At 46.6% G+C, this 13,228-nt stretch carries 13 protein-coding genes; 5 read left to right on the forward strand and 8 right to left on the reverse strand.

Features of this window, described 5'->3' with window-relative positions:
• The 4 genes from GZ78_RS09445 to ansA form a co-directional block, all read left to right on the forward strand.
• The coding region (locus tag GZ78_RS09445; protein WP_034835002.1) for a hypothetical protein at nt 1-801 on the forward strand (801 nt) is incomplete at its 5' end.
• Complete coding sequence (locus tag GZ78_RS09450; RefSeq protein WP_034835003.1) at nt 801-1,520, forward strand: hypothetical protein; 720 nt, start codon at nt 801-803, stop codon at nt 1,518-1,520. The genes GZ78_RS09445 and GZ78_RS09450, both read left to right, overlap by 1 nt.
• Nucleotides 1,513-1,935 (forward strand): hypothetical protein, encoded by a 423-nt coding sequence (locus GZ78_RS09455; RefSeq protein WP_152558641.1) that lies wholly within the window; start codon nt 1,513-1,515, stop codon nt 1,933-1,935. Before GZ78_RS09450 ends, GZ78_RS09455 begins: the two co-directional genes overlap by 8 nt.
• Nucleotides 1,936-2,029: 94 nt before the next feature.
• The gene (gene ansA, locus GZ78_RS09460; protein WP_034836278.1) at nt 2,030-3,043 is read left to right on the forward strand and encodes an asparaginase; all 1,014 of its coding nucleotides are present in this window, start codon (nt 2,030-2,032) and stop codon (nt 3,041-3,043) included.
• A gap of 47 nt (nt 3,044-3,090) precedes the next feature.
• Here ansA and ung read toward each other — a convergent pair whose 3' ends face one another.
• Together ung and GZ78_RS09470 are read right to left on the reverse strand one after the other, a co-directional pair.
• A complete protein-coding gene (gene ung, locus GZ78_RS09465; RefSeq protein ID WP_034835007.1) occupies nt 3,091-3,774 on the reverse strand; it encodes a uracil-DNA glycosylase in 684 nt (227 codons plus the stop codon).
• 56 nt (nt 3,775-3,830) lie between these two features.
• Complete coding sequence (locus GZ78_RS09470; RefSeq protein ID WP_081869765.1) at nt 3,831-4,163, reverse strand: helix-turn-helix domain-containing protein; 333 nt, start codon at nt 4,161-4,163, stop codon at nt 3,831-3,833.
• Nucleotides 4,164-4,900: 737 nt separating this feature from the next.
• Between GZ78_RS09470 and GZ78_RS27340 the strand changes: the two genes are divergently transcribed.
• Entirely contained in the window at nt 4,901-5,545 is a 645-nt protein-coding gene (locus GZ78_RS27340; protein ID WP_051786002.1) for a TetR/AcrR family transcriptional regulator, read from the forward strand.
• 79 nt (nt 5,546-5,624) lie between these two features.
• Here the strand turns inward: GZ78_RS27340 and GZ78_RS09480 are convergent, their stop codons facing one another.
• The 6 genes from GZ78_RS09480 to GZ78_RS09505 all read right to left on the reverse strand — a co-directional run bounded on the left by GZ78_RS09480 (nt 5,625) and on the right by GZ78_RS09505 (nt 13,169).
• Nucleotides 5,625-7,280, reverse strand: coding sequence for a sulfatase-like hydrolase/transferase (locus tag GZ78_RS09480; protein ID WP_051786003.1), 1,656 nt, complete (start codon nt 7,278-7,280; stop codon nt 5,625-5,627).
• Between the two features lie 120 nt (nt 7,281-7,400).
• Nucleotides 7,401-9,083: a sulfatase-like hydrolase/transferase gene (locus tag GZ78_RS09485; protein ID WP_034835009.1), complete on the reverse strand. Its 1,683-nt coding sequence runs from the start codon at nt 9,081-9,083 to the stop codon at nt 7,401-7,403.
• A gap of 111 nt (nt 9,084-9,194) precedes the next feature.
• Complete coding sequence (locus tag GZ78_RS09490; RefSeq protein WP_034835012.1) at nt 9,195-10,808, reverse strand: outer membrane protein assembly factor BamB family protein; 1,614 nt, start codon at nt 10,806-10,808, stop codon at nt 9,195-9,197.
• 402 nt (nt 10,809-11,210) lie between these two features.
• Nucleotides 11,211-11,630 carry a sterol desaturase family protein gene (locus GZ78_RS09495; RefSeq protein ID WP_201772692.1) on the reverse strand — a complete coding sequence of 140 codons (420 nt, stop codon included), beginning with the start codon at nt 11,628-11,630 and terminating at the stop codon, nt 11,211-11,213.
• Nucleotides 11,567-11,920, reverse strand: a complete 354-nt coding sequence (locus GZ78_RS29415; protein ID WP_161787355.1) for a hypothetical protein — start codon at nt 11,918-11,920, stop codon at nt 11,567-11,569. The genes GZ78_RS09495 and GZ78_RS29415 overlap by 64 nt, the downstream gene beginning before the upstream one ends.
• 514 nt (nt 11,921-12,434) lie before the next feature.
• Nucleotides 12,435-13,169 (reverse strand): TetR/AcrR family transcriptional regulator, encoded by a 735-nt coding sequence (locus tag GZ78_RS09505; RefSeq protein WP_051786005.1) that lies wholly within the window; start codon nt 13,167-13,169, stop codon nt 12,435-12,437.
• Nucleotides 13,170-13,228: the final 59 nt, after the last annotated feature.

A 13,228-nucleotide genomic window follows, 5' to 3' on the forward strand; every position in this document is an offset into this window, starting at 1 on the left:
AAAGCTTATGGCGATATCGACGCTCAGGGCTTTGATTTCTTCTACCAGCCTAAACCTCTGCTGTATCGCGGCTTACGATTTAAAACCCCCGCCCAAAAACGCACCAATATTTTTGTTGCCTGCGACCGACTGGCCAGAGGCTTACTGCAGGCTCAGAACCAGGGCCAAACAATCCAATGGGTAATCCACGGCGACGGCCTTTCACTGTTTGAAAAAGCCCTGGATCGATTGAACGGTCAAACACTGGATAAACACCAAGTGTTGATTGCAGGCCTACCTAAACAACAGCTGGGTTCAGTGATTCAGAAAATGCGTGGGCATGGCATTCAGTTTCACAACGATGTCATCAAATACAATGGTCATGACTGGAGTGCTCTGAACAACCGGGTTTGGGGCATGAAACGCATGTATCAGGCCATAGAATCCCTGGGTGATGGCTATCAGGATCGTCTGGGCGAATTGAAAGACCAGGCCAGAGACGACCGGTTCAAAGCCATCAGTGGCTCGGCCGGTGCTCTGAGTAACGGTTTTCTGGCGGGTAGCCTGATAACAGGCTCGATGGGCTCTGACACGTTAATGGCAGCAGGACTGACCTCAACGGCCTATGGCCTTTATGCCTTTACCCACAAGCTTCGCTCATTGAGAAATATCACAGCTAATAAGCTCGACAATGCCGGCCTTAACCCCCATATGCATCCCTTTAAGAGTACCGCCCGGTTTAATAGCCAAGTAGAACGCACCTATGGCAGTCAAGCCCAAAGCTTTTTGGCACTAGTGGGTTATAAACGAGGGAATGTCTGATGTTGTTATGGCTAAAACGGTTATTCGCCTCCAAAAAACGTCTGGTCGGCGGCCCGGATTTTAACCGGGCTCCCTGGCGTACCCTGGACATTTCCGGAACAGTTGTGCGCTTTAAAAACCCACCAAAAAGTTCAGGCCTTGCCAACCGGCACTGGCCGGAGAAAGTCGATCTTTATAAGGAAGACTACGAAGAATGGCATGAGGGCGACGGCCTGTCCAAACATATATTTAAAAACTTCTGGTCCTTTTATGATCACCTGATCTGGGGAGAAGGCGTTGCAGGAGTTTGCGACTTATATATATCAATACAGCGTCGTGCCCCTCACAACTGGAGTATCCAGTCCATGCTGGACCCGAAAGATTGTCAGGCCTGGATTCTGGCTCAATGCAAAAAAACAGCAGAGAAATTTGATTTCAAAGTACCTCTAACAGTGGATGACCTTGATCGAGTCTGTGTGAACCATCATTACTTTTATAGAGAGAGAATTTATAGAGGGCAAAGAGGCTGGTACGAGGAATACCATACCCCCCTTTCTGACGATCATCTGCTGTCCTTTTACTTCAGACCAGGCTGTGATCAAGGCCTGATGAATGATGAACATAATGTTGAAGCCGAGGTAGAAAAGACCATTCAGTCTTTTATGGAAAACCTTCATATTACTCTGTCACCCGATACCCAAAAACGAATTGAGGTGCTGAAACGGAATGAAAGTGTCTGAAGAAACGATCACAATCAATGGACTGGATCTGGATGCCATTATTGATGAGCTTGAACAGTGGTTCAGCTTTCTCAATACGGTCATTGGCATAATGTCTTTTACTCTGGCACTGGCCTGCCTTGGCACTAACACACCTGCCTTCAATGCCTTATTATCGGTCATTATTGTTATTCTGGCAGTGGAGCAGCAGAAACGATTCTATCTTGAAAAAGTACGAAAGCTGAGAAAATCGGCAAAGAAAAATGAAACAGCAGACCTTATTTTAGAAGGTTTTGAAAGTCGGCACTTAAGCACTATAAAAATCATGCTCCGGCTTCCTATGTACTGGCTTGGTTTTGGATTACTGATATGTATTATGATCAGCCCTCAAGTTTTTAATGGTCACCCACTGTTAATAGAATACTTCAATCTTTAATAACTTTTACCCTCCCATTAGAGCAAGAACTTCATGATATGATCATCCGCAACAGATATTGGCTTTTTTGAAGGCCATCTATAGAGTTGCTGATATGACCAAAAAAATCTACGTTATTTATACCGGTGGCACCATCGGCATGAAACCCACGGACTCGGGTTATGCTCCCTCTGGTAATATGCAGGCGCTTCTGGATGAAAAACTGCCTCCTCATGTACGTCAGGGTCTACCCGATTTTGACCTGGTGGAATACGAGGAATTGATCGATTCCAGTAATATTCGACCGGAAAATTGGAAGCAGATAGCGACCGATATCGCTGAACATTACGACGATTATGATGGTTTTATTGTTCTACACGGAACAGACACCATGGCTTTTTCCAGCTCCATGATGTCATTTATGCTCCGTAATCTGAACAAACCGGTTGTTTTCACCGGTTCACAGATACCTTTGTGTGAAGCTCGCAGTGATGGTCTTGAAAACTTTGTTGGCGCACTAAGCATCGCCACTGATGATCGTATTAACGAAGTCTGCCTGTACTTTAATGGTCGTTTAATGCGGGGGAACCGCGCTCGTAAACAAAACGCTTACTTGTTTGATGCCTTTGATTCTCCCAACTTTCCATGGTTAGGCAGAGCGGACATTAATATTGAACTCAGCGATTACCTGCTATTAAAGCCTCAGAGCCAACCTGAATTTCATCTGGAATGTTCTGAAGATACGCAAGTTGGCATCCTGCAACTGTTTCCTGGTATTACAGCCCAGTGGGTTGAAGCGGCTCTTAATCAGCCCGTTAAAGCTTTTATTATGAGGACATACGGTACAGGTAATGGCCCCGATGGCGATCAGGCATTGCTGGATGCCCTGAAAAAGGCAACTGATGATGGCAAAATCATTGTCAATCTGACTCAGTGCCACAGAGGCACAGTGCATCAGGGAAGTTATGCGGCAGGCTCAGCACTGTCTGAAGCCGGTGTTATTGGGGGACTGGACACAACCACTGAAGCCATGTTCTGTAAGCTTCATCACTTGCTGTCAAAAGGACACTCACCGGAAGAAATCAGAGTCATGGTTGGACAGAATATATCCGGCGAACTGACGATCTGATGAAAGAATGAGGACCTTCAAACTCTGAGAGTCCTCATTCCTGAGTTTTAAACGGCTGGCAGTTGCCAATCGACAGGCTGCTCTCCTTTGGATACCAGATAGTCATTGGTTTGCGAAAAAGGACGGCTGCCAAAAAAGCCTCTGTGCGCTGACAGAGGTGAAGGATGAACAGCCTGCAAAACCAAGTGTTTTGACCGATCTATAAACTGTCCCTTACGCTGGGCATAACTCCCCCAGAGAATAAAAACCACACCTTCTCTTTTAGCATTCAACTCTGCGATGACTTTATCCGTAAACTGCTCCCAGCCTCGCTTTTGATGGGAAGCAGCCTGCTTGTGTTCTACCGTCAAAACACTGTTAAGCAGCAAAACACCTTGCCTGGCCCAATGCTCAAGACAACCATGACTGGCAGGAGGGATGCCCAGATCACTTTGAAGCTCTTTGTACATGTTGACCAGAGAAGGAGGAATCCGTACATCCGGACGCACCGAGAAACAGAGACCATGAGCCTGTCCCGGACCGTGATAAGGGTCCTGCCCCAGAATCACCACTTTAACCTGCTCAAAAGGTGTTAAATCCATCGCCCGAAAGTATTCGCTGCCTTCAGGGTAAATCGTTTTACCCGCAGCCTTTTCATTCATCAGGAAACTGCACAGAACCTGCATATATTCCTTGTCGAACTCACCCTGCAAATGTGTTTTCCATGAGGGTTCCAGCTTGATTTCCCGCATAGAGTTTCCCCGGTTCAGCAACCATTAAAATGACGGATCGAATGATAATCGAGTCATTATACACAAGAGAAGGTGCGAACAAGTCCTAACCCGTTATTTTCGAAAACGGTGTATTTGATGTCCCAGCGCTCAGAAATGTAAGTGACAATCTGATGGGTATGAGCATAAGTATGTTCAGAGATATGCTCGATTAATTGCTGGGTTTGCTCCTCATCCAAATGACTTTCGCTGCCACCATTTTCAGGCTTCAGCTTTTCCTTTTGAAGATAGTCGTCGAGATGACGGTTGATACTCGATTCACTTTTCCTCAATGCCTGTGCAATGGATGGGATTGGCCAACCTTCTGATCGCACTGATCGCAGTAGTACCGCTTTAATACGGTCACGCACCCGGCCATCACGCGTCCTTTCATGTCGTGACTCTAAGCTTGCTTTCTGTTCGGGGGGTTAGGTAAAAATCAGCCATGGTCGTACAGTGAAGAAAAAGAGCTTGAATATCAACCATCTTCAATGATCACGGGTATAAAGTCCCTTTATAGGAATGGCGCAGTTTTCAAAGCGACGTCAATAAAGACTTGGAAGCCCACTGGCATGGGACTCCTCTTGAAGCATTTTTTGAAAACAGGTATGCCCCCGAAGAAAAAGCCAGGGCACTGATGAAACTCAATTTCACCCCCCGGACTTTACGAAATGTCAGCCATAGAATCATAAGCAGGCACGACGTTATACAACGACTTCTGGATATTATCTGGATAACCCACCAACCGGATCATCCTTCATTACATCCAGACAGCCAACCCTGGTTTGACCAGCTATGAACTCGGCACTCTTTTTCTCCTGATCGAAGACCCCGTTATTTCAGCCTACCTGAGATCATTACTGGAGAGGATCTAGGAGCCTGACCGAGAATGGACAGGTCGGCCTAAAATCCAGAACATTCATAAAGCTGCTCCAATCAGACTAAAAGCGGCGGAAATACTGAAATAATCGTTTTCTGATGTGTGCGAAAAGCAACAAACATCGCTCGCTGGCTTCTCGCCAGCTCAACACTTTATGAAATTTTCGGGCTAGCGAATGCAGCCAATGGTATGATCCCGCTTCTAGTCAAGTCAGTGTTAAGGACACTCATGTCAGCCGCAGAGTCTTTAAAGACAACCCAGAGCAGTAAAGGTACACGGGAGATTATTCTCGATACCGCAGAAAGATTAATGGCTGAACGAGGCATTGATTCCGTATCGCTCAATGAAATTGTACGAGAATCTAAACAGAAAAATGCTTCTGCCCTCCAGTACCACTTTGGTAACAAGGAAGGTCTGGTACAAGCCATATATGACAAACACAAACCCGGGATTGAACAACGACGGGAGGAGCTGTTTGACCAGCTAAACGACAACCCTGATTTGTCAGACATTATTGAAGTACTGGCAACTCCCATGATTGAAGAAATAGATAACCCCGATGGCGGAATGAACTACCTGCTGTTTATTTCCCGCATTCGCTACCATCAGGTAAACCCAACTCTGGAAAAGAACGCTCGTCAATCCAGAGTTTTGTCTAAGTTATCGAAAATGATTTCTGTCCATCTTGAGCACTTGCCAGAACAAGAGCAGGAGCTTAGAAAGTTAATGATGAGAAGTACATTACTTCACTACCTGGCGGACTACAGCTTGAAGATAAAGCAAGAGCCCTCTTTCGATGCCAGTCAGCGACAATCGTTTAAAAAGCTGCTCATCAACTCAATTACGCATGTGATAGAACAGCCGCTCAATTGATACTGTACTCACCGAATACAGGTGGCAGTCTCGTTAGTCTGATAACTCCATCAGACTAACGAGACCGTAAACCGACCATTTACTGGACAATCAGACGCCCCTGATGAGCTTTTTGAAATTGCTCATCCCGTTTTCTCAGTTCATCGGCGGAATCAATCACGTTAACCTCACCCCACAGGTTTTCCTGATCGTATTTCTGCAGCACACCGGAAGCACTGTTCTCCTTGATAAATTCGGCCCAATCGGCAGGGGCTACCCAACCAGGATGAGGAACCACTTTGATACGACTTTGTACAAAGGGTTCGCGCTCATTACGCCAGGTTTCCACACTGCTGACCAGATCAGCCAGCAATTTTGCATGTTTCGGGTCAGCAGACAAATTCTCTGTCTCATTGGGATCAGCGATAATGTCGTATAACTCATTTTTAACGTTCACCGACTCCATCTGCATATCCACCAGCTGCACCAGCTTCATGTTTCCACGAATGGCGGTGAAGGCGAATTCATTAACGGCTGTCGCCTGTGTGGCGAAATAGATGTCTCCTCTGTAGGACTCCGGTTTGTTATTGACCAGCTGCGGCCAATAACTGGTTCCATCCAGCGGCCTTCCCTCGGGTGTCGATGAAAAATTTACACCAGCCGCATCTGCCAGAGTCGGCAGTACATCCCAACCGGTTATAAACTGCTCTGAGACACTACCAGGTTTAATGACCGGATTTTTCGAGTCAGAACCGAGGTAACGAATCATGCCGACGACGCGAATGCCTCCTTCATAGATCTGTTGCTTGTACCCCTTCAAAGGCGTATTCAGGCCACCGCCCTGATAGGTTCCGGTGCCACCGTTGTCACTGAGAAACATTACGATCGTATTATCAGCAACACCCAGTTCATCCAGCTTATCCATCATCCGACCAATGGCTTTATCCATGCCCAGCATCATCCCCGCAAATATTTTTCGCTTGGGATTCCTGATTTCGCCGGGCTGACTGGCCTCTGCCTCGTCGATCAGACTCTGGGGAGCCTGCAAAGGTGAGTGTGGCGCCTTGAATGGGACATACATCATAAAGGGGGCGTCGTTTTTCGCAATTCCGTCTTTTTGCCTTCTGGCCCAGTCATCCAGCCATTGGTTAGCATCATTAGCCAGAACAAACGGGCCATACTTTTCGATGTCTGAACGATCGACGTACTTCTTGCGATCTACTGACGTTCCGTTTCTCTGGAGATCAAACCCTCCCACTTCATTGACAGTGTGATCGAAGTAATCACCATTGGTATTGAGATGACCAAAAAAGTAATCAAAGCCTCGCTGGTTCGGATGCTGATAATTGAAGGTATGGCCAACATTCCACTTTCCAAAAGCCGCTGTGTTATAGCCAGCCTCCTGAAAGTATTCGCCTATGAGTTTTTCTCCTTTCGGAATCCCCCCTTCAACCCAGGGATAGACCGTCGCATAGCCCATTCCAAATCGAATCGGATCACGCCCCGTCAAGAGGGCTCCCCGGGTAGGAGAACATTTTGGGTTAACATATAAACGCCTCAGCTCAACACCTTCTGCAGCAATTTTATCCAGTGAAGGAGTATCAAACTCTGCCCCACGAAATGAAGCATCCTGCCAACCCATATCATCTGCAAGAATCAACATGACATTGGGCTGTTCCGCTAAAGCTGCCTGGGCCAGAGCACTGGCCGTGGCACAAAAAATCAAACTTCGACAAAGATTTCTGACTGTTTTCATAGAGGACTACTTCTCTTATTATTCTTTTTATTGAAAATGCTGCTCTTTCGGGCTCTGTAGCCATTTTCCTGATTCAGGGTGAACTGCATTTCCCGCTCATGGCTGTTTTTCGAAATGCCATCACTCGTAAATGATGGTGCCCATTTCTGTTTTCTTATAAATCATCCGATCCAGGCTGGTGAGTGAGTTACCACCAATAAAGCCAAAGACGTTGTCACCGAATTCTCCGGAAACGGTCTTCTCACGCTGTTGCATTCTCAAAGCCCAATCTGTGGGTGCTACCCAACCCGGTATGGGAACAGGTTCGTAATGATTTCCAGTCCACATGTGCTTCTTTCGCCAATCGACAAAACCTGACAATAACGACTCCAGCACCTTTGGCTGCTCCTGAGAAAGATCACGGGTCTCTCCCGGATCAGAGGCCAGATAAAACAGTTCGTTTTTGATCTCAATGCCCTGATAACTGCGAGTCACATGTCTTACAACTTTGTAGTCATCTTTGATGATGGAGAAATTGAAATCATTACCGATCCCTTTTTCTCCATCAGCAGCAATGTAGATTTCTGAATGAGGTGTAACATTCCCCTGCGACAAACTTGCCCATAAACTCACGCCATCCTGCAGTTTGGCCTTCATTTCTGGTGCACCATTTCGGGTACCTGTGGCTTCATTAATGGTGGGATAAAGATCTACAGCAGAAATCACCTGTTCACTGCTGACACCTCTGGGAAGGCCAAGTCCTGAAATAATCGCAAGATTACGAACGCCACCTTCATAACCCGAAAGCTTTCCACCTTTTAGAACCCCATTACTGGCGCCATTGTTCAGGTCAGCGCCTGAAGTGCTTAAAAAAACAATGAGTGTGTTTTCCAGTTTCTTCTGACTATCCAGGGTAGAAATGATCTGGCCTACGCCCTCATCAACCGCTTTTACCATGGCTGCATAAATCATTCTTTCACGGGAAAGCTTCGGACTTTCTGCCTGAACTTTTTTCACCCGCTTCTCTGGTGCCTGAAGTGGAGCCCTTGGTGCCTTGAATGAGACCTGCAGAAAGAAAGGAGCTGAGTTTTTACTGGATAACTGATTCAGCCAGTTCTCGGAAGCAGCACTGATGAGATCAGGGCCAAAAACATTGTCGTAAGCATTGCCCAATGAACGACCGTTTTCCTGCAAATCAATGCCTCTTGCAGAAGTGTGTTTAAAGTAATCAACCTGACCATTCAAATGACCAAAAAAGTAATCAAAACCTCGACTATTGGGATGATGTCGTTGAGCTTGAGATCCCAGATGCCACTTACCGACCAGAGCCGTCTGATAGCCTGCCGATTTGAGAGATTCAGATAGCAAGAACTCACTGGGAGCCAAAGCTCCGGGTGACCAGGGATAAAACTCAGCGTAACTGACTCCCAGCTCATGGGGATCTCGTGCTGTCATCAGTGCAGCCAGTGTGCCACTGGATTGAGAAGCACCGTAAAAACGATTCAGAATCACACCACTGGACACCAGCTTGTCGATATTGGGTGTTTTAAAAGGAGCCCCCCTGGCACTGATATCAGCATTACCCAACCCATCCACAGTGATCAGAAGGACATTGGGTTTACTCTCTACACCTTCCCTGGACTGAACCAGATCTTTTGCAGTAGATGACGTGCTACATCCTGATAGAAAAACGACAGAGATCACAGTTGCCAGAAAACTGGGGTTAATGAGAAATCTGTTTTTCGATGTTTCATTACGATCAGCAGGAAAGCAAATTGTATTTGAATCCACTGTTTTTATTGTTTTCATGTTGAGGCCTTTCATTATTGCACCAGGCAATCTGACGAATGAAAAAGCTGTTCAATTCTGGCAGCTCACACATGCAAGCTGCACAAAAGGAAGTTGAACCGGAAGAAATGAAGGTTACTCAGGGCGTTATTCAATAGCCTTAAATGTGGTCACCCCGGCTGGACTGTCTAGCAGCGGTGTCCCATATTGGTGAGCACCCACCTCATCGGAAAGATTGCCAATATTGGCAATCAAGATGCGCTCTTTGCTATCTGGATCGATAGCCATAGTGATATTCATGGCGTCACCCGCAGGGGTCGTTGACAGAACTGAACCGTCTTTTGGATCAACGCCGACGACTGCATGAGTAGAGTCCATGAAGTTTCTGTCGCTGAAATATATGACGTTATCAAAGCCGGTGATTACCGAGACGGGGACGCGCCCTTTTGCCAGTTTTGACTCCCAGACTTTCTCAACCTTTACAGGCTTGCCATTACCACCGGAAATCTGGAAAGAGCCCAAACCTTTCAGACCTAGTGAGATATAAGCCCTGTTATCGGGAGCCACGGTGGGTGAAGAGGCGATAACAAAACCAACAGGTTCCGACGCACCATAAATCTCACAGGCTGCACCGATACGACCGCCATCAATCGTTTTGGCTGATAGCGCAAGACAAGCGGGCAGATCAACAGCCACCAACTGTTCAGCATCATTGCCGATCAGTACATAGTTGCCGTCCTTGGTAATCGCCGGGCTGGTAGCAATCCCCCCTTTTCCCGCCATGGGAACATGGAAGAGCACCCGCAGATTGCCGTTCTTGTATTGCAGTCCCCAGAGCGCCCCCTGATGCTCAGAATCACCTTCAGGTGCTCCACCGGAAATCAGGATGGTTCCGGTTTTGGGATCCACAGCCGTGTTGTTATCAATTTCATAACCACTGTCGCCTAACCCAACTTTCCACCAGAGCTCTTTGGCCAGCTTGTCCGCTTTGGTTTGCAAATACTTCTCGGGAACCGGACCACTGGTGTCGGTTTTTTCGCTGGGCAAGTCCAGAGCTGCCAGTGTTTTACCACTCATCCTGTCCACTACCAGCACAACACCATCACCCACTGTGGCGGTTACCAGCTCACCACTGGGGAGTGTATTCAGTCCAAAGGGCACATTGGGATAGCCCTTCTTAGAAACAATTTTTGATGGATAATCGTTGGTCCAGAGCACATTGCCCTTGGCATCGAAGGAAACAATTTTCTGGGTATCTGCGGTATACAGACGACCTTCCTTATCGATATAGGGATTGTTCAGAGTCGAGCCTTCATCAAGAATGCACTTCCTGGTGACCGGGTCTACATCACGCCAGAGTTCTTTTCCGGTTTTCAGATCCAGTGCCACCAGGTTACAAATACCTGACTCTCCTCCCCTGGACATGGTGCAATACAGCTGGCCATTGGCTCCAGATGAACAGGGTTGGACAAAAACCTCATTGGGCAAGACGGTCCAGGCTTTCTCGATCTTCACCGGCGCCTGATCCTCCACATAATCCGATACACGACTATCACCATGTATAGTCGGATAGGGGGAGTTTTCCAGATAAGGATTATCCTCCTGATAACCGGGTACACCCGGAAGAGAATCTGACTGCAGCTGACTGGCAGAAACAGAGCCAGAGAGCGCTGTTGTTATTGCCAAGAGAGCCAATAACGAAGCTTTTCCCTGCTTTCGAGAGGAAGTCCCGGGATGTCCGCTTTCAAAGATATACTGCATAAGTTCCACTTTTTCTTGTTCCCAGACCTCTGATTCAGAACTGAAACGACAGCTGGGAGATTCTTATTATTCAACGCAGTGCTGCAGATCACAGGACAAACCATCTCGCCCATTAATGTAACCGCATTATCTACAGATGCTAATATAATGTGATTACATTAATCAACCGTTTCAGCTTACAATTTTATGTCACGATAAGAAGTTAAGGATGATTCATGACAGCTGCTGACTACACACTAAAATGGCGTAGAACGAGGCTGGATGAGGCTTCCGGGAAGATGAGGATGGGAAGATCCAGACAGAAAAAACCCCAAACCTGATTGAAGGGTTGGGGCTGCGTTTTCTCTTGTTAAGCTCACTTGAAGCCCTCGAGAGAGCAAGTGATCTTACCCGTTTTGGTGATCAGGCAGGTTGTTTTGAAGCCATTTCTGCTTTGGCTTTCTGCTCCTGTTCCAAGGCCCAGATCGGTGGTTTGACCAGCAGCTTGAAGCGATAAGACCAGGACGGTGCATTCCAAATCTGAGAACCCAGCTTAACAAAGCCATGGAAGAAAACTTTCACTGGATTGACGCTGTTGATTCGTGGATAAACACCAAACCGAACCTTTTCATCTTCTTCTGCAAAGGTACCGAACATCTTGTCCCAGATGATAAAAATACCGGCATAGTTTTTATCAATATATTTGGAATTGGTCGTATGGTGTACACGATGGTGCGAAGGTGTATTCATCACAGCCTCAACAGGCCTGGGCAGTTTTTTCACCAGCTCAGTATGCAACGCTGTCTGATAAAACTGAACCAGTGCTTCTGCCAGGAACACCATAAAGGGGTGAAAGCCCAGCATATGCCACCGGCATATCCCTGTTCTTTGATCTCGGCAAATATGACCTCGGCATTCCAGACATTCTCAGCCAGCAAGGCATCAATGATGGGCTTGAAATTATCGAGTTTACTGGGGCGAACCCCTGATTTGCGCCTGGGTGTTGGTCCCTGTCGCTTCAGGGCTCGTTTGACTGTACTGACAGAGCAACCTCTCTGGCAGGCAATGTCCTCAAGATAGCAGCCTTTTTCTCTGGCTTGCTTTATCATAAGGTAGTCCTCTCGGTTGATCATGGCTCTTTTCCCTGAGTACTGGTAACACTATGGGAATCGGCCATGAAGTGGTTAATCGAGAGGTCATTTCAAACCGGTGATTTGGGGTCATTAATAGCCGGAGGTAACAATTTAGGTAACTGTAATTTATGAGGTTAAACAGATAGCGCTACTGTTGAAGCGTATAGTTACTAAAATCGTCTTTCAAGAACAGCTGGAAAATTTATATTGGCCACTTTGCCCCTGAATTTGGCCGATTTTGGCAGGCACAAAAATACAATATGATAGGCTCGTAAATACTACATAGCTTCATTATTTTTATATACCTCCTCCCTGAAAAAATACTAGAAAGATTTGTAATCGAGAAACAATCTATTGATATCAGGCTAATTAAAAAATGTTTTTCGAGTTAATTCGAAAAAAACAATGAGAACATAGAACTGTTGATTGAGTTTAAACAAAAAAAAAACCGTACTCTCGAAAAAGATGTACGGTATTTTTTTTGATTGAACGACTGCCGAAGCTCGGCCTACAGTCAACGCTTGAACATAAACACAATCTGACGACGCAGTCTTTCTCGAATGGGTGCTATGTCCAGTCCACCTTCCTGCACCAGCCCTTCATACTCTGCCTGCATAATGACAGCAGCAAAAAGCTGAGCATCTGTTTCTGACTGGGATGAACCAATACGCTTAAAAAGGGAAACCAGGCTATTCAGAAGGTAAGTCTGATGATTAAAAGCGATAGGCCGGAGATTTTCATTTCTCAGGCATTCCAGCTGGAAGGCTCGCTCTGCAATCAGGTAATCACGATGTTCAGAGAGCTGATTGGTGACGTAATTGACAGCCAGTTCCAGCATCTGGTCCACAAACTGATCTCTGGAATCACTGGAACCATCCAGTAAGGAAAGTGCTTTTTGCAGCTGATCGTCTGACTCTTCCCAGAATGCCTTGAAGGTTTCAGCCCCCATTTCCACAAACAGGGTAAAAGTATCAGTGATCAGGTCGGAAATATCTTTGAAGTAATAGGTAGTTGCAGAGAGAGGGACTTGAGCCTCTTTAGCTACAGCGCGGTGTCTGACACCTCGAACGCCGTCTCTTACTACAATACGCAGTGCTGCTTCCAGAATGGTTCTACGGCGTTGCTCACTATTGGCCCGGCTGGTTTTTCGCCCCTGATATTTCAGAGTACCACTTCCGAGAGCTGCTCCTTCATTCTGGGCCATCTGCGTTAGGACGCGGTTTCTTTCTTCGCTGTACGTTGCTTCCATGAGGGGATGCCTTGCAGTTGCCTGTTAGTCTTATGACGCTTGAAACAATCTCTAAAAGT

Source organism: Endozoicomonas numazuensis, assembly GCF_000722635.1.
GTDB classification, from domain to species: Bacteria; Pseudomonadota; Gammaproteobacteria; order Pseudomonadales; family Endozoicomonadaceae; genus Endozoicomonas_A; species Endozoicomonas_A numazuensis.

Coding starts and splice junctions, on each gene's coding strand:
- GZ78_RS09490 (WP_034835012.1), bottom strand. CDS start 10,808: ATGCAGTATATCTTTGAAAGCGGACATCCCGGGACTTCCTCTCGAAAG.
- GZ78_RS09495 (WP_201772692.1), bottom strand. CDS start 11,630: ATGGTGTTCCTGGCAGAAGCACTGGTTCAGTTTTATCAGACAGCGTTG.
- ung (WP_034835007.1), bottom strand. CDS start 3,774: ATGCGGGAAATCAAGCTGGAACCCTCATGGAAAACACATTTGCAGGGT.
- GZ78_RS09505 (WP_051786005.1), bottom strand. CDS start 13,169: ATGGAAGCAACGTACAGCGAAGAAAGAAACCGCGTCCTAACGCAGATG.
- GZ78_RS09450 (WP_034835003.1), top strand. CDS start 801: ATGTTGTTATGGCTAAAACGGTTATTCGCCTCCAAAAAACGTCTGGTC.
- GZ78_RS27340 (WP_051786002.1), top strand. CDS start 4,901: ATGTCAGCCGCAGAGTCTTTAAAGACAACCCAGAGCAGTAAAGGTACA.
- GZ78_RS29415 (WP_161787355.1), bottom strand. CDS start 11,920: ATGATCAACCGAGAGGACTACCTTATGATAAAGCAAGCCAGAGAAAAA.
- ansA (WP_034836278.1), top strand. CDS start 2,030: ATGACCAAAAAAATCTACGTTATTTATACCGGTGGCACCATCGGCATG.
- GZ78_RS09480 (WP_051786003.1), bottom strand. CDS start 7,280: ATGAAAACAGTCAGAAATCTTTGTCGAAGTTTGATTTTTTGTGCCACG.
- GZ78_RS09485 (WP_034835009.1), bottom strand. CDS start 9,083: ATGAAAGGCCTCAACATGAAAACAATAAAAACAGTGGATTCAAATACA.